The organism is Bacillus cereus group sp. MG4 (assembly GCF_040460055.1).
Lineage (GTDB): Bacteria > Bacillota > Bacilli > Bacillales > Bacillaceae_G > Bacillus_A > Bacillus_A wiedmannii.
The window spans coordinates 2,718,417-2,734,569 of the sequence record NZ_JARVGZ010000001.1 but is presented as its reverse complement, the minus strand read 5'-3'; the positions used below and the strand labels follow the sequence as shown (position 1 = coordinate 2,734,569).

Sequence of the window (16,153 nt, the reverse complement as noted above, 5' to 3'; positions counted from 1 at the left end):
TTATTTTTTAGTAAGGGCTATATATCAGTGATTAAAAAAATAGAATATACAGCACTCGCAGTAATTCCAGGGGTAATATAAAGGGATATAGCATCTCCTCTCGAAACTGAGTTTCCAGTTGTAATGCTAGTCCAAGTGACAGTAGCGGGACCTACTGCTGGATTTGGATTAAACACTTGAATTTGTCCTGATCCAGTATCCGTTGGTTTAATTGAAAATACCATAGTTCCTGTAATTTTGTCAGTGGTAGTTAAAGTAAGAGTAGATAGGATGTAACTAGAGGTAGGGGCAGTGAGGTTTGTTGGGACATTCCTGCAAATATTAATCGTATAAACAGCAGCAGGTAAGTTATTTACATTTATAGACGCAGAAAATCCAACTATACTACCTGCCCCAGCAGTGACATATGGAATAACATTGGAGTCAATGCCAGGAGAACCTGCTATACGTTGAAAACCAGCATTTGTTCCTTGAAAAACAATACTTTTTGCTGAGGCACTACCTGCAGTTCCAGTGGGTCCAGTGCTGCCTGTAGATCCAGTGCTACCCGTAGGCCCAGTGCTGCCTGTAGATCCAGTAATACCCGTAGGCCCAGTGCCGCCAGAAGGCCCAGTGCTGCCAGAAGGTCCAGTGCTGCCAGAAGGTCCAGTGCTGCCGGTAGATCCAGTACTCCCGGAAGGTCCGGTGTTACCCGTAGGTCCAGTACTGCCGGTAGATCCAGTACTCCCGGAAGGTCCGGTGTTACCCATAGGTCCAGTACTCCCGGTAGATCCAGTACTCCCGGAAGGTCCGGTGTTACCCATAGGTCCAGTACTCCCGGAAGGTCCGGTAATACCCATAGGCCCAGTACTCCCAGTCGGTCCACTTTCTACTAATACGATATAATCTGGTGATACATTCGGAAATCCTTGAGGTGCATCTTTTTTTACAACATAGCCGCTGCTCGTATAAGTGACAACTTGTCCTTTTTTATAGGTGGGAGCGGCTGCTAGACTAAAGGCGGTAGTACTTTGGAAACCAGCTCCGGAAGGCCCGACAGAGCCAGTAGGTCCAGTACTACCAGTGGGTCCGGTGTTCCCGGAAGGTCCAGTGATGCCGGCAGAGCCAGTGTTTCCAGTAGGTCCGGTGCTACCAGTGGGCCCAGTGTTTCCGTTAGAGCCACTATTGCGTCTGCCGTCGCAACTAAAACAATTACGTGGGTACATGTATGTTCTCCTTTCTATATTTTGAAAAACTAGTTTTAAAAATAGAACCACTATATACATATTATGAATTCTATATTTTTGTGTGTTCAATCGTATTGTGTATAGATTTTAAAATAGAGAGGAGAGTTGAATCGTTATAGAGCCAACGTTTCTCTTGTGGGCCGAAAGTAACACCAAAGTCAAAATTAAGCTGCAAATAAATCTTAAAGTGATTCTTATTCTTTCATAGCAAGATAGGAAGCAGATAGGAAACAAATAAATCCTACAATCCAACCAATAGAAGGAGAATAAGGAAGTATATGTTGTAATACCATTCCGCTAGAAATAAAAAAGCTACCGAGTAGACCTAGGAAGATAGGATATCGCAATAATTTGAGCATGAATGATACAACCTCCTTTATTACATATAGTGTATATTAGTCTTAATTTTCTGTATATAAATTTAAGAGAAAAGGGTGGTACAATATATGAAGGATATGAGAAGAGAGGATGAATATTAACATATGTACGTTACTGTAACAGAATCAGCATATAAAAAGATTATGGATACGATTCCAAATGAAGCAAAATATATAAAGTTATTTTACGATAATGAAGGTTGCGGTTGTGTAATGAGCGGAATCATCGATTTAGTCGCTGTAGCAGAAAAAGATGAGCGCGATGTGGATATCGAATCTAGCGCAATGAATTTTATCGCAGATCGCACAAAGCTTGTATTTATGGATGATAAGTTAACAGTTGATTGGCATGAAGGTGGAGGAACTTTTCAGTTGAAGAGCCCGAGCCAATATTATAATCCAAATATGAAGTTACACGTTCGAGTGTAGTAAAGAAAAGGTGGTTCCAAAACGTATTTTGGAACCACCTTTTTTATTGTATAAGTCACTATTATTGTCGTTTTTTGTTGATAAGTCGATATATTTAAAAAATCGCTGATATATTTGGAAAATCGCCGATATAATCAGAGTTGCGCTGATATATTCAGAAAATCGCTGATATAATTTCATGTATCAAAACGTTCATACAATACAAAGATTTTTTCACATAATGAAATGTACATATGATTGAATTTTCTGTATAATCTTATTTGCGGAGGGGATACGCATGAGAAGATGGGGGATTGAGTTATTAATTTTAGCAGTCGTTATTATTTGGGGGATTAATTTTACGATTGCTAAATATGGACTTTTAGAATTTACAGCAATTGAGTTTACTGCACTTCGGATGATATCAGCGGCACCGCTTATGTTACTCCTTACATTTTTTATTGAAAAGTCGGTTTATATGGAACGAAAGGATATACCTAGATTAATCATCGTTAGCGTTGTAGGTATTGTACTGTATCAAACATTATTTATGGAAACTGTCAAATATACATCCGCTACAAATGCCTCTTTACTCATTTCTATTTCACCTATTTTTACAACTGTATTTGCTATTTTTTTGAAACAAGAAAAGTTTTCTTCTCGAAAGCTCATCGGTTCTATAATTGCCTTTGGTGGTGCTGCATTAGTTTTAGTAGTAGGGCATTCGCTTGCTAGTTCTTTTTATGGTAACGGAATTGGACTTATTACATCAATATGCTGGGGGCTTTATCCTGTTTTAGCAGGTCCATTAATTAAAAAATATTCAGCACTACGTGTTACCGCATGGTCAGCATTAGTTGGCGCGATTCCGCTTTTATTGTTAAGTGGACCACATGTATTTATAATGCCATTGCACATTACACATGGAATGACACTATTCGCTTTACTATATTCCATTTTCTTTGTAACAGTATTTGGTTTAGTGATGTGGTATGTTGGTATTCAAAAAATTGGCGCATCACATACGATGGTATATATGTATATAACACCACTTGTAGCTGTTTTATTTGCAGCTGTATGGGCAAATGAATATGTATCATTTCAACAAATAATCGGTGGAATTATTATTTTCTTCGGTCTATGGTTTGTGAAATCAGAGAAAGTAAAAATTCATTCTACTGCGAGGGAACCTATATCAAAATAGGAAAACAGATCATCTATGATCTGCTTTCCTATTTTTTTATTTTTGGTAAGAAGACGAGAAATAAGATAGCAGTAATAAGTGGAATTAAGTTTAAAAATGGAATACGGAAGAGTGTGATAAGAATAATACCTGGAAGAAGAACACCGAGGACAGCGTAGAAAATACTATGATTTTTCGTGTACCAATACAATGAAAGTCCAATAAGTGCAGGGATAATGAGGTGAATGAGAGCCATTAAAAAATAAATCATTAGACGCCCCCTTTATTTGTGTACTTATTACATCATATCCGTATGTTCAGAAATTGATATCACTTTTTTCATAAATGGACGAAAAATGTTTGGAAAAACGTCACAAATTATGAGAATATGATGTTTGAAATCTTGTATAATATTATTTCCTGAAAACATTCAAACAACATAAACATACTGTTTATGTTGTTTTTAATTTGAGTGAAATGGATGTCAGTAGTATAAATTTGAAAGAAATTTTTTGTTGAATAGATAAAAATTACTGAAGAGGAGAACAGCATGATTAGTATGTCATTAAGATCGTTTAAAATTCAATCGTATTATTTACTAGGTTTTCTTTTGCTAGGGTGGATGTTAACGCCGTTTTCAGCTCATTTTCTAGGTGCTGGAATTGGACTTATCGTAAGTATGTATTGTGTTTGGCTTTTAGGGAGACGAATTGAGAAGCTTGGAGATAGTATCGTAAAGAAAACGAAAGCACCGACGCTCGGTATGTTTAATCGTTTTGCAGCTGCCATTTTGGGCGCTGTTATTATGTACGAAATTGAGCACCACATGGTTATGTGGGCATTTGCAGTAGGGATTCTGGGTGGTTATTTCTTAATCGTTGTGAATTTAGGCTATTATAGTATGAAAGATGAGGAAGAATTAACAAAGAGCTAAAAAGATAAAAATCCTCTTTTTAGATGGAATAGAGGGTCCGGCGAGGGGTAGTTACAATAGGAAGCATAATTTTGCATGAAATACAGGTTTCTGCTTCCTATAAGCTAACATGAAATCACGTATTAGTATGACTCTTATGTTTTTTAAAAAAGGTGGATATAATACAACAAATTATTCCGGTAATTAGAATAATATATTTTATCGTTTCACTTGTATGCTCAAATAAATTAACATTAAGCATCACAAGTCCCCAAAACATTTGGATCGCTCCGTAACTGAATAAAATTTTTCCTGTACGAGAAAAATTTTTCATAGGCCTCATCCTTTCCTGCATATGTAAATTGTATCATAAAAAAATAATAATGAATGATTATAAAGTGAATTTTCTGTAATTTTACGAACTAAGTCACAGATGAAGAGAGAAGATATAGAAAGAAGCTTACGTTAAAAACGTAAGCTTCTTTTTTATGTAAGTGTGTATAACCGTTAAGCCGCATTGGGTTTTGTCGGTGAGTACGCGAAACTTTACGGTTACACGACACTTATTCATATGAGTAAAAGGGTTATTCCAACAGAAAGTTTGTACTTAAGCGATTGGACCGCCTAAGTTAATAATATCTTCAGAAACGCTGTCGAACTTTTTGAAGTTCTCTTTGAATTCGCTTGCAAGTTCGATTGCTTTCTCTTTATAAGCAGCTTTATCAGCCCAAGTTTGTTCAGGCATTAATACTTCATCAGGTACACCTGGTACGTGAAGTGGAACTTCAAGACCGAAGATGTCATGTTTAGCTGTTTCAGTTTTTGCAAGTTCGCCGCTTAATGCTGCTTGAATCATTGCACGAGTGTAACCTAAGTTCATACGTTTACCAACGCCGTATTCGCCACCAGTCCAGCCAGTGTTTACTAAGAATACTTTCGCATCGTGTTTCTCGATTTTTTCACCAAGCATTTCAGCATAGCGAGATGCATCAAGTGGTAAGAATGGTGAACCGAAGCAAGTTGAGAATGTTGCTTGCGGAGATGTAACACCGCGCTCTGTTCCTGCTAGTTTACTAGTGTAACCACTTAAGAAATGATACATAGCTTGTTCTTTTGATAACTTACTGATTGGAGGCAATACGCCAGATGCATCAGCAGTTAAGAAAATGATTGTATTTGGGTGTCCAGCAACACTTGGCAGTACGATATTGTCGATCGCATGCATAGGGTATGCAGCACGAGTATTTTCTGTTAAAGTAGTATCGTTATAGTCTGCGATACGCGTTTGGTTATTAATGATAACGTTTTCTAAAACAGATCCAAATTTGATTGCATCGAAAATTTGTGGTTCTTTCTCGTGAGAAAGGTTTACACATTTTGCGTAGCAACCGCCTTCAATATTGAATACACCGTTATCAGACCAACCATGCTCATCATCACCGATTAATTTACGGTGTGGATCAGCAGATAATGTTGTTTTACCTGTTCCAGATAAACCGAAGAATAGTGCTACGTCGCCTTCTTCACCTACGTTTGCAGAGCAATGCATAGAAAGAATATCTTGTTCAGGTAGTAAGAAGTTCATAATAGAGAAGATTGATTTTTTCATTTCTCCAGCGTATTCTGTACCACCAATTAGTACGATACGTTTTTCGAATGAAACCATAATGAATGCTTCAGAGTTTGTACCGTCAACAGCTGGATCAGCTTTGAAATTCGGTGCAGAAACAATTGTGAACTCTGATTCATGAGTTGTTAATTCTTCTTCAGTTGGACGAATGAATAATTGATGTACAAATAAATTGTGCCATGCATATTCGTTAATAACCTGAATTGGTAGGCGGTAATTGCGGTCAGCACCTGCAAATCCATTGAAGACGAATAACTCTTCTTTTTCTTTTAAGTATTCTAAAACTTTAGTATATAATTTATTAAAATGTTCTTCAGAGATCGGCTGATTCACTGCTCCCCAAGCAATTTTGTCAGCAACCGATGCTTCTTTCACAATAAATTTATCTTTAGGAGAACGTCCTGTATATTTTCCTGTTGAAGCAGAAACGGCACCAGTAGAAGTTAATTTCCCTTCATTTCGCATTAATACTTTTTCCACTAATTGCGGAACACTTAGTTGAATCTGTGCATTGCTTCCGTTCAATAATTCGTGTAAACCAATTTGGACATTCACAGTACTCATATTTATATACCATCCTTTTCATTTAATGAAATATTTCTCGTAATCCCCAACAAGAGTATAACACAATTATATAAATAATGTATACTATTTATTTCTTTTTGTTTGTGTGAATGTATTATTTCCTTATTAATATTTCATTCCAGGCGTATTGAGAAAAACTTTCAGGAAAATGTGAATATTAATTGACAAATGAATATCATTTCTTTAGTATAGGTTGGGACGGATACTCTCTTATCCCGAGCTGGCGGAGGGACAGGCCCGATGAAGCCCAGCAACCTCATTTGTAGTGGTAAATACAGGTGAATAGGTGCTAAAACCTGTGCGAGGCTAACGGTCTCGAACGATAAGAGCAAAGGGCAAAAAGCAGTATGCAAGTAGCAAATTAAACCTTTCCTCTATGTAAAGTAGGAAAGGTTTTTCTGTATGCTTGTGTGGGAGAATAAATGTATGTCGCAGTTTGTGGCAAATTAAGGATGAGTTCCGTACAATATATACAATTACTGTAGGGAGGTTTACCACATGACAAAAAAACGTCATCTGTTCACATCTGAGTCTGTAACTGAAGGACATCCAGATAAAATTTGTGACCAAATTTCTGATTCAATTTTAGATGCGATCTTATCAAAGGACGCAAATGCACGTGTAGCTTGTGAAACAACTGTAACAACTGGTTTAGTATTGGTAGCGGGGGAAATTACGACTTCTACTTACGTAGATATTCCAAAAATCGTTCGTGAAACAATTCAAGGCATTGGTTACACACGCGCAAAATACGGATTCGATGCAGAAACTTGTGCAGTTTTAACATCTATCGATGAGCAATCTGCTGACATCGCTATGGGTGTTGACCAAGCGCTAGAAGCACGCGAAGGTCTAATGACTGACGCTGAGATTGAGGCAATTGGTGCGGGAGACCAAGGTTTAATGTTTGGCTTCGCATGTAATGAAACACAAGAATTAATGCCACTTCCAATCTCGCTTGCTCACAAATTAGCTCGCCGTTTAACTGAAGTACGTAAAGATGACACATTATCATACTTACGTCCGGATGGAAAAACGCAAGTTACAGTTGAGTATGATGAAAATGGTAAACCTGTACGTGTAGATACAATCGTAATTTCTACACAGCATCATCCAGATGTTACATGGGAAGAAATCGATCGCGATTTAAAAGAGCATGTAATTAAAGCTGTAGTTCCAGCAGAATTAATGGATGGAGAAACGAAATTCTTCATTAACCCAACTGGCCGCTTCGTAATTGGTGGACCACAAGGTGATGCTGGTTTAACAGGACGTAAAATCATCGTTGATACTTACGGTGGATACGCTCGCCACGGTGGCGGTGCATTCTCTGGTAAAGATGCAACGAAAGTTGACCGTTCTGCAGCATATGCAGCTCGTTATGTTGCGAAAAACATCGTAGCAGCTGGTCTTGCTGACAAAGCAGAAGTACAACTTGCATACGCAATTGGTGTAGCACAACCAGTATCAATTTCAGTTGATACATTCGGGACTGGTAAAGTATCTGAAGACGTACTAGTAGAACTAGTTCGTAACAACTTCGATCTTCGCCCAGCTGGTATTATTAAAATGCTAGACTTACGTCGCCCAATTTATAAACAAACAGCAGCTTACGGCCACTTCGGGCGTACTGATGTAGACCTAACATGGGAACGTACAGACAAAGCTGCAGCTTTAAAAGAGCAAGCTGGTCTATAATATATGAAAAAAAGCTTTGCGCGGTGAGCGCAAAGCTTTTTTTATTTTGTTTTACTTCTAATTTGAATGCATGAGCTACAATACACTTCGCCGTCTAGCTCAATATACTTTTTCATATTAGTCATACCACTTGCTGGAAAGGGCATATGAATCCATGCTTTTTCATACGTTTGTATTTCTTTTTCACATGATTTACAAAGGATTGGTTTCTTCTGGAACATATGTAATCAACCTTTCATTTGACGCGCTTTACCCGCGCAAAAAGCACTGCTGAGTAAAAATAGTGTTGCGAATATAATACTTACTAATGTAGCGTATGGGATTGCGCCTTTTAAGGAAAAGCCGACAGTGATTGAAGCGACAAATAAGAGGATAAATGTTGTTGTTAATTTTTTATAAAGTTCCATAGTATGTAAACCTCCTTATTCAGAAATAGAACGTTTAAAAATAAAATCTATTATATAGGCAAGTGTGAGAGGAATTAATGTGCTAGTCAAATAGTAACGAATACCACCATCAGGCATAGGTACATACAATTTTAGAAAGTTAATATCGAATCCGTAGGCGATGCATTGAAAAAGGGATAATATAATTAGGAATGGTATAATGGGTACGGATCGTTTCATATTTTGAATCATGTAAAGCTCCTTTATATGGATAAATATACTTATATTGTATCATGTTGAATTCTTTGCTTCATACATAATTTTACAAGAAAATGAAAGGAAAGATAAAAAATGAGCGTAACTGAACATAAAAAACAAGCGCCAAAAGAAGTGCGCTGCAAAATCGTGACGATTTCCGATACACGTACGGAAGAGACAGATAAGAGTGGACAACTATTACATGAATTGTTAAAAGAGGCAGGGCATACAGTGACCTCTTATGAAATTGTAAAAGATGATAAAGAAAGTATTCAGCAAGCAGTGTTAGCTGGTTATCATAGAGAAGATGTTGATGTTGTGTTAACAAATGGCGGAACTGGTATTACGAAGCGTGATGTGACGATTGAAGCAGTATCAGCGTTATTACATAAAGAAATTGTCGGGTTTGGTGAGTTGTTCCGCATGATTAGTTATTTAGAAGATATCGGAAGCAGCGCAATGTTAAGTAGAGCGATCGGTGGTACAATCGGGCGCAAAGTTGTCTTTTCAATGCCAGGATCTAGTGGAGCAGTTCGCCTTGCGATGAATAAGCTAATTTTACCAGAATTAGGTCATATTACATTTGAGCTGCATCGCCAATGAGTAAATGGGTTGGAATTGTATTAGCGGGCGGTATGTCGAGTAGATTCGGTGAGCCGAAAGCGTTAGCGAGCTGGCAAGGGAGTACGTTTATTGAGCATATTTTGAAAGTGATGACAAGGACGCTCCAAGAGGTTGTAGTCATTAGTCATTCTGATATAAAAGAGCGAGTAGAGCAACTCGTACAAGTTCCTGTTATAGAAGATATTCCGCACTATAAAGGAAACGGACCACTTGCTGGAATTGTATCAGGAATGGAATATATAGAAGCAGATTGGTACGCTATTATGCCTTGCGATGCGCCAAATATTTCGCAAGAATGGTTTATCATTTTGCTAGAGCAAATGAGCAATGAATATGATGCGGTCGTACCTATTATTAATGGAAGAAAACAACCATTACTTGCAGCATATCATAACCGTGTGAAAGAAAAGATTTATGCTTTGCTACAGGATGAAAAAAGAAGTATGGGCCAACTTTTATCACAATGTAATGTGAAATATGTTGCTGGAGAAGATGTACAAGCGAATGCGGATTGGTTTATGAATGTGAATACGAAAGAAGAATATGTGCAGGCTCAAAAAGACCTTTCAAATGAATGAAAGGTTTTTTGATATACAGAAATTGGGGAACAATTACTGTATAAAGGTATGTGAGTAAGGTGATTTTAAGGGGAATTCTTAAAATTACTATACAGTTAAAATAGTGTATAACCACATACTAATTTTTATGGTTTTTTATTACAAGTCTGTTTGTTTATGTTTGTTTTTGTTATAATGAATATAGAAATAATATGATATTTCACCTTGTGTATCATTCATTTAAGTAAATTTTACAACTGTGTAATAAACTCCCTTCGTTTTGAAGGGAGTTTTTCTATTTAAGCAAGCAACCCTGATGCGTTATGCTGAAGGACTTCTTCATATTGGTTAAGTAAGCCACGAAAGATCTCATCCCAGCTTTTTGATTTCGCATAAGATGAAGCTGCTATTCCCATCTGCTCAAGTTTTTCTTCATTTTGCAATAAAAGATAAATGGATGATAGAAATGCGTTCTCATTTTTGGGTGGACAAAGAACTCCTGTTTTTCCATCTGTAATAATATTTTTAACCCCGCCACTATTTGCACCAATGACAGGTGTACCGCATGCAAGCGATTCAAGTACAACGTTCCCAAATGTTTCAGTAGCAGATGGAAATACCATTAGATCCGAAGAAGCATAGGCTTCAGCTAAATCTTCACCTTGTAAATATCCAGTAAAGGTTACATTTGTTTTTGGGACAGCTTCACGCAAATTTGTTGCTAGAGGACCGTCTCCTGCAATGAGCCAATGAATGTCTTTTCGAGTATGCGCTGTTTTAGCGATAATATTTTGCAACGTATCAATATCTTTTTCAGGGGCAATCCGTCCAACATAGGAAAGGACATACTTTGCTGTAATATTATATTTTTTTCGGAATAGGTCTGTATTGTAAGATGGATGAAAGAGTGTGCAATCTACACCCCGTCCCCATATGGAGAGGGCCTGAAAGCCTTTATTTTTTAGTTGGTGTAACGTTTCAAAAGAAGGAACGAAATTTTTTTGCATATGACTATGAAACCATTTTAAATAGTTCCAAAGCATATTAGAGAGAAATTCAATTTTGTAATAGCGTAAATAAGCATCGAAATCAGTATGATAAGAACCGACAACTGGGATGTTTAACTTTTTTGCATAATACAATCCACAAAGTCCCATGTTGAAAGGTGTGGCAATGTGAATAATGTCAGGTTTAAAGGAAAGAAGTTTTCGTTTAATGCGCGGAGTAGGAAAAGAAAAGCGGCATTCTGGATATAATATTGTTAACGGGATACTTCTCATCTTGTTCACATTAGCTACGAAATTATCTTCAGCTGTATGCTGAGGGGCGAAAACAGAATAGGCGATTTTTTCTTTCTGAAAGTAACGTGTTAATCGTTCTAGTGTTTTCGCAACCCCGTTGACTTGTGGCGTAAAAGTATCGGTAAAAATGGCGACTCTCATCATATCACTCCTTTATGTGAAAAGTGGGATGAATTGATAAAAAGAGATGATGCCAGAGCAAGTGCCGAGGCACATACCGACGAATACATCAGACGGATAGTGAAGCCCTAAATAAATGCGAGAAATACCAACGCATAATGCCAACGGTAATAGAAAAGCAAATATGCTTGGATTATAGCAAATAAATGGAATAAGGACAGAGAAAACGGCTGTTGTATGACCAGACGGGAAAGAGTGGTCTTTTAATGGATGGACTGGATATTTCGCATCCTGAATTGTTAAATAAGGGCGTTTTCGCGGATACCATCTTTTTAATATTTGCACAGGAATATGGCTAATTGCTAAAGAAATAGCAGTTGCGATTGCAGCTTGATGCAAAGTCCCTTTTGCAAAAATTAAAAAGAAAAGTGTGAGTGCGATTGAGAAAGTAGCACCACCGATATGAGTAATATTGCTGAAAAAGATATTTAATGTTTTTTGATCAAAGTATCGGTTAATTCCTTTGAAAATGTAACATTCTATTTTATACAGTCCACTGACCTTCATGAAAATTCTCCTCCCTCGTTTACATATATATGGAGATATTAGCTTTTATTTTAATAAGATTTTATTGAGGGCGTAATAATATTTTGTAAAGAAAAAGTTAGTTTTTATATAAAAAGCTGCCACTTTAATGGCAGCTGGAAAAGTTACTTCTGTAATGATTTATAATACTGGCCTTTTTCAACATATTGTGTGCGAATTCGCTCCATGTCTTTACGGTCTTCTTCTGTTAATTCACGAACGACTTTAGCTGGTCGACCGAATGCTAACGTGTTTGGCGGGATTTTCTTTCCTTGTGAAACGAGGCTTCCAGCACCGATAAAGGATCCTTCGCCAATTTCAGCACCATCTAATATAATAGATCCCATTCCAATTAAAGCATCTTTTTTAATATGGCAGCTATGTAAAATAACTTGATGCCCAATGGTCACGTCGTCTTCTAAAATAAGAGGATACTGTGGGCTTTGGTGAAGTGTACATTGGTCTTGTACATTTACCCGGTTTCCAATGATTGTTGGTGAAACATCACCGCGTATGACTGTATTAAACCAAATACTTGATTCTTCACCAATGGAAACGTCGCCTGTAATCGTAACATAATCAGCGACAAAAGCACTACTCGCAATTTTCGGAGTTTTTTCTTTGTAAGGATATATCATGTAAAGTCTTCCTTTCCTAGAGACTAGTTTCAGTGTATCAAATTATGAGAAAGAGTGAAATGGAGGAGGTCCGTATGTGGAATTATGAAGCAGAGGAAGCGAAAGCTGTCGTTGTTATCGTGCACGGCGCAATGGAATATCACGGACGTTATGAAGCCGTTGCGGAAATGTGGAATCATATCGGCTACCACGTCGTAATGGGGGACCTTCCGTCACATGGAACAACTTCGAGAAATAGAGGACATATTGATTCATTTGATGAATACATAGAGGAAGTTAAATTGTGGGTGAAAGAGGCAAGAAAGTATAGGTTACCTATTTTTATATTTGGTCATAGTATGGGTGGTCTTATTGTCATTCGTATGATGCAAGAAACAAAGAGAGAAGATGTAGACGGCATTATTTTAAGTTCGCCATGTTTAGGCTTAGTAGCTGGACCTTCAGCACCGCTTCAAGTTGCCTCAAAAATATTAAATGTTGTTGCACCAAAATTGCAATTTGCAACGAATCTTACAGTGGAAATGTCCACCCGTAATCATGAAGTTCGGGACGCGATGGAGAATGATTCATTGTTCTTGCGCAAAGTATCAGTACGTTGGTATAGTGAATTAATTAAGTCTATCGAAATTGCTCATAAAAAAATAGATGATTTTCCAAATGTTCCGCTCTTGCTAATGCAGGCGTGTGAGGATAAACTTGTAGATAAAACACGTGTCCGCATGTGGTTTGATAATGTTAAAATGAGTGATAAGGCTTTTAAAGAATGGCCGAATTGTTATCACGAGTTATTAAATGAGTATGAGCGTGATGAAATTTTGAATTATATTCAGTCATTTACTGAAATACGCATCAATAACATAATAGAAACAAATAAGTAAATTATTTGTACATTGAATAGAGGAGATGAAGGAAGAAGTGAACGTACCGAGTAATCCCATAACGCTCATGGCGAAAGTATACCGTGATGTGTTTCCGGTAGTACACCATGAGCTAGCGGTGTGGAAAGAGCGTGCCTACCATATTCCGAATGATGAGCTTCATAGTCAGGCAATCGCAAGTATTGAGAATAAAACGTTTCATTGCGAAGGCGGTGGTATTTTAGCGCTGTTAGCAAATGAGCACCGAGAGGAATGCATTCGTTTTATCGTAGCGTATCAAACAATCAGCGATTATTTAGATAATTTATGTGACCGCAGTACATCACTTGATCCGAATGATTTTGCCGCACTGCATGAATCTATGTTAATGGCATTATCACCTGAAGTAGAAGGTGGCGGTAATTATTATCGCTATCGTGATGATCAAGACGATGGTGGTTACTTAGATGAACTTGTTGAAACATGCCAAGATGTTTTAAAGAAAACGAAGCACTATGACAAAATTGCTCCTGTTCTTCATGAACTTGCTTGTTATTATTGTGATTTGCAAATTCATAAACACGTGAAGTTAGAAGAAAGAGAACCACGCTTAAAAACATGGTTTGAAGCACATAAAGAAAACTTACCAGAGATGAGTTGGTTTGAATTTTCAGCATGTGCCGGTTCTACACTTGGAATTTTCAGTCTTGTCGCATATGCATTTCATGATGAATTACATGATGAAGATATTGCGAAAATTAGACAAGGATACTTCCCTTACGTACAAGGACTTCACATTTTACTTGATTATTTCATCGATCAAGAAGAAGACCGTATAGGCGGGGATTTGAATTTCTGTAGTTATTATGAAAATGAGCAAGCGATATTAGATCGTATGAAACATTTTGTAGAAGAAGCAGAGAAGAGCATTGGTGATTTACCTCATGCGAAGTTTCATCGTCTCATAAGCCGAGGGTTACTTGGTATTTATTTATCAGATCAAAAAGTATCAGCACAAAAGAATATGCACAAAATGGCACGGCGCATTGTAAAATACGGAGGGCTTACTTCACGATTCTTCTATTGGAACGGGAAGATGTACCGAAAGAAAATGGCGCAGTGATGAAGAAAACCACTCTTGTAGAGTGGTTTTTTGTTATAATATGGTAAATTTGGTGGCGGAAATGAAGTATGTCTTTCAAAAGCTATATGATCACATTGAAGTAACACTCTTAGTCTTATTATCAATTTCATTTGTAACTGGAATGTATATGATGAATAGGCCAAGTGGTCCTACTATGATGGATTATGTGCCACAAGTAATAATTGGCGCAATTATTATAGTAGATATTGTCTTTTTAATAAGTGGTAGAAAAAAAGAAAATAGTAAATAAAAAAGCATTTGTACACGGTAGTACAAATGCTTTTTCATTATGATCGTATTTTTGTAAATGCATATATAAGAAGTTCAACCGCGAAAATAACTAAAACAGATAGTCCGAATAAAGGCATGACAGCGCCTAGTATAACCATCATGATAAAGAAAACGATTATGCTTTTTTTATCTCTTTGTTTTGGCGGTGCTGCTAATTTTCCTTTCGGCTTTCTTGCTAACCACATTTTTATTCCGTAATAAATAAGAAGTAATAAAGATAATGTCGTTAATAAGCATAATATTTTATTTGGCCATCCGAATAAATGTCCTTCGTGAAGCGGGATACCGTAAGTGAACCATTGTGCAAATAATCCATAATCACGATAGTCCGTTTTGGAAATAAGTTTTCCGCTATATTGATCAAAATAAGCTGTTATTTCTTCATTTGGTGCGACGTGCATACCCGTAATACCAGAACCGCTCGATTTCGAAATGGTGAATACACCTTTCGGATCAGTTGGTAACGAGATAACATATGGTTTTTTTATTTCAATTCCTTTTTGTAATTCATCGACAGAAATTGCTTTCGGTTCATTTGAGTTCGATTCAGGAGGAGCTTCTTTTCTTGTTGCCCATGGTAATTCTTTTACCTTCGATTCAGGCGGTGCCATATATAATTTCGGATACCCGAGCGATTCATTCGAAGATGCGATTTTATAAATTTGGTTACCCATAAATCCTGACCAAGGCAATCCAGATGCGACTAGCAAAACGAGAGGAATTGTAAATATAATACCGATAATAGAATGACGTCGTTTTGCTTTTTCTCGTTTACTGGAGGCCGGTGTGTTTTTGAACTGGCGTATACTCATATACAACCCAGTAAAAATTAAAAAGATTGTCCAGCATGCCGCAAGCTCTACAATGTAGTTAACGACAGTACCACCAACTAAAAGAGAACTATGTAATTCCCTCATTATATTGGCAAACGTTTCACTTGCATTTTGATCTCCAACAATTTGATTATTACTATCTAAATACACATATTTTTGTTGCCCAGTATATTCATTTGCAATAGTAAGTCTCGTATTATAATCCCCATGAAACTCACTAATTTTTGCCACACTATAATGCGGATATTTTTTCTCTGTTAAGGAAATAGAATCAGACATCGAAATAGATTCTGTTTGGGCGCTCTTCCCAAAATATAAATCTTTATAGATGAAATCTTCAACCTCTTCACGAAATAAATACCCAATCCCGCTCAGTGACAATGTAATAAGAAGCGGCGTAATAAAAAGCCCAGCATAAAAATGCCAACGCCAAAAAATGTAATGAAGCGAACGATTTGCTTTCATACTTTCAGTTCCCCTAACCTTCCCTATATGAATAAATTCCTCATTTTAATATAGCGAGATTAAGTGTGGATATT

The 16,153-nt window shown here is 37.1% G+C and carries 20 protein-coding genes and 1 riboswitch; of the genes, 9 read left to right on the top strand and 11 right to left on the bottom strand.

Annotation, left to right across the window (positions count from 1 at the left end; all coding sequences use genetic code 11):
* Nucleotides 1–17: 17 nt before the first annotated feature.
* Nucleotides 18–1,205 (bottom strand): collagen-like domain-containing protein, encoded by a 1,188-nt coding sequence (locus tag QCI41_RS14450; protein WP_353837227.1) that lies wholly within the window; start codon nt 1,203–1,205, stop codon nt 18–20.
* A gap of 215 nt (nt 1,206–1,420) precedes the next feature.
* Nucleotides 1,421–1,585 carry a hypothetical protein gene (locus QCI41_RS14445; RefSeq protein ID WP_353837228.1) on the bottom strand — a complete coding sequence of 55 codons (165 nt, stop codon included), beginning with the start codon at nt 1,583–1,585 and terminating at the stop codon, nt 1,421–1,423.
* A gap of 123 nt (nt 1,586–1,708) precedes the next feature.
* Between QCI41_RS14445 and QCI41_RS14440 the strand changes: the two genes are divergently transcribed.
* Together QCI41_RS14440 and QCI41_RS14435 are read left to right on the top strand one after the other, a co-directional pair.
* Nucleotides 1,709–2,032, top strand: coding sequence for an iron-sulfur cluster biosynthesis family protein (locus QCI41_RS14440; RefSeq protein WP_060486663.1), 324 nt, complete (start codon nt 1,709–1,711; stop codon nt 2,030–2,032).
* A 277-nt stretch (nt 2,033–2,309) separates the two neighbouring features.
* Nucleotides 2,310–3,215: a DMT family transporter gene (locus QCI41_RS14435; protein ID WP_353837229.1), complete on the top strand. Its 906-nt coding sequence runs from the start codon at nt 2,310–2,312 to the stop codon at nt 3,213–3,215.
* Nucleotides 3,216–3,243: 28 nt separating this feature from the next.
* Here QCI41_RS14435 and QCI41_RS14430 read toward each other — a convergent pair whose 3' ends face one another.
* Nucleotides 3,244–3,465, bottom strand: coding sequence for a hypothetical protein (locus QCI41_RS14430; protein ID WP_000639043.1), 222 nt, complete (start codon nt 3,463–3,465; stop codon nt 3,244–3,246).
* A 279-nt stretch (nt 3,466–3,744) separates the two neighbouring features.
* Between QCI41_RS14430 and QCI41_RS14425 the strand changes: the two genes are divergently transcribed.
* Entirely contained in the window at nt 3,745–4,128 is a 384-nt protein-coding gene (locus QCI41_RS14425; protein WP_000624934.1) for an ATP synthase subunit I, read from the top strand.
* 115 nt (nt 4,129–4,243) lie between these two features.
* Here QCI41_RS14425 and QCI41_RS14420 read toward each other — a convergent pair whose 3' ends face one another.
* Together QCI41_RS14420 and pckA are read right to left on the bottom strand one after the other, a co-directional pair.
* Nucleotides 4,244–4,441, bottom strand: a complete 198-nt coding sequence (locus QCI41_RS14420) for a hypothetical protein (protein ID WP_000788114.1) — start codon at nt 4,439–4,441, stop codon at nt 4,244–4,246.
* A gap of 273 nt (nt 4,442–4,714) precedes the next feature.
* Nucleotides 4,715–6,301: a phosphoenolpyruvate carboxykinase (ATP) gene (gene pckA, locus QCI41_RS14415; protein ID WP_088080086.1), complete on the bottom strand. Its 1,587-nt coding sequence runs from the start codon at nt 6,299–6,301 to the stop codon at nt 4,715–4,717.
* Between the two features lie 228 nt (nt 6,302–6,529).
* Nucleotides 6,530–6,651: riboswitch (SAM riboswitch) on the top strand.
* 169 nt (nt 6,652–6,820) lie between these two features.
* On the opposite strand from pckA, the gene metK reads away from it, so the two are divergent.
* Complete coding sequence (metK, locus tag QCI41_RS14410) at nt 6,821–8,020, top strand: methionine adenosyltransferase (RefSeq protein WP_000163113.1); 1,200 nt, start codon at nt 6,821–6,823, stop codon at nt 8,018–8,020.
* A 41-nt stretch (nt 8,021–8,061) separates the two neighbouring features.
* On the opposite strand, the gene QCI41_RS14405 is transcribed toward metK, so the two are convergent.
* A complete protein-coding gene (locus QCI41_RS14405) occupies nt 8,062–8,241 on the bottom strand; it encodes a hypothetical protein (RefSeq protein ID WP_000486782.1) in 180 nt (59 codons plus the stop codon).
* Nucleotides 8,242–8,247: 6 nt separating this feature from the next.
* The gene (locus QCI41_RS14400; protein WP_000424805.1) at nt 8,248–8,427 is read right to left on the bottom strand and encodes a hypothetical protein; all 180 of its coding nucleotides are present in this window, start codon (nt 8,425–8,427) and stop codon (nt 8,248–8,250) included.
* 330 nt (nt 8,428–8,757) lie between these two features.
* Between QCI41_RS14400 and QCI41_RS14395 the strand changes: the two genes are divergently transcribed.
* Together QCI41_RS14395 and QCI41_RS14390 are read left to right on the top strand one after the other, a co-directional pair.
* The gene (locus QCI41_RS14395) at nt 8,758–9,267 is read left to right on the top strand and encodes a MogA/MoaB family molybdenum cofactor biosynthesis protein (RefSeq protein WP_000117134.1); all 510 of its coding nucleotides are present in this window, start codon (nt 8,758–8,760) and stop codon (nt 9,265–9,267) included.
* On the top strand, nt 9,264–9,866 hold the full coding sequence (locus QCI41_RS14390; protein ID WP_353837230.1) for a molybdenum cofactor guanylyltransferase: 603 nt from the start codon (nt 9,264–9,266) through the stop codon (nt 9,864–9,866). Before QCI41_RS14395 ends, QCI41_RS14390 begins: the two co-directional genes overlap by 4 nt.
* A gap of 278 nt (nt 9,867–10,144) precedes the next feature.
* Here QCI41_RS14390 and QCI41_RS14385 read toward each other — a convergent pair whose 3' ends face one another.
* The 3 genes from QCI41_RS14385 to QCI41_RS14375 all read right to left on the bottom strand — a co-directional run bounded on the left by QCI41_RS14385 (nt 10,145) and on the right by QCI41_RS14375 (nt 12,489).
* On the bottom strand, nt 10,145–11,287 hold the full coding sequence (locus QCI41_RS14385) for a glycosyltransferase family 4 protein (RefSeq protein WP_353837231.1): 1,143 nt from the start codon (nt 11,285–11,287) through the stop codon (nt 10,145–10,147).
* 12 nt (nt 11,288–11,299) lie between these two features.
* On the bottom strand, nt 11,300–11,833 hold the full coding sequence (locus QCI41_RS14380; RefSeq protein ID WP_000868583.1) for a phosphatase PAP2 family protein: 534 nt from the start codon (nt 11,831–11,833) through the stop codon (nt 11,300–11,302).
* A gap of 143 nt (nt 11,834–11,976) precedes the next feature.
* Nucleotides 11,977–12,489, bottom strand: a complete 513-nt coding sequence (locus QCI41_RS14375; protein WP_353837232.1) for a gamma carbonic anhydrase — start codon at nt 12,487–12,489, stop codon at nt 11,977–11,979.
* Nucleotides 12,490–12,563: 74 nt separating this feature from the next.
* Between QCI41_RS14375 and QCI41_RS14370 the strand changes: the two genes are divergently transcribed.
* From QCI41_RS14370 to QCI41_RS14360, 3 genes are all read left to right on the top strand, one after another.
* The gene (locus tag QCI41_RS14370; protein ID WP_353837233.1) at nt 12,564–13,367 is read left to right on the top strand and encodes an alpha/beta hydrolase; all 804 of its coding nucleotides are present in this window, start codon (nt 12,564–12,566) and stop codon (nt 13,365–13,367) included.
* 37 nt (nt 13,368–13,404) lie between these two features.
* A complete protein-coding gene (locus QCI41_RS14365) occupies nt 13,405–14,469 on the top strand; it encodes a tetraprenyl-beta-curcumene synthase family protein (protein ID WP_353837234.1) in 1,065 nt (354 codons plus the stop codon).
* A 61-nt stretch (nt 14,470–14,530) separates the two neighbouring features.
* Nucleotides 14,531–14,740 (top strand): hypothetical protein, encoded by a 210-nt coding sequence (locus tag QCI41_RS14360; protein WP_353837235.1) that lies wholly within the window; start codon nt 14,531–14,533, stop codon nt 14,738–14,740.
* Between the two features lie 37 nt (nt 14,741–14,777).
* Here the strand turns inward: QCI41_RS14360 and QCI41_RS14355 are convergent, their stop codons facing one another.
* Nucleotides 14,778–16,079, bottom strand: coding sequence for a PepSY-associated TM helix domain-containing protein (locus tag QCI41_RS14355; protein ID WP_353837236.1), 1,302 nt, complete (start codon nt 16,077–16,079; stop codon nt 14,778–14,780).
* Nucleotides 16,080–16,153 lie beyond the last annotated feature (74 nt).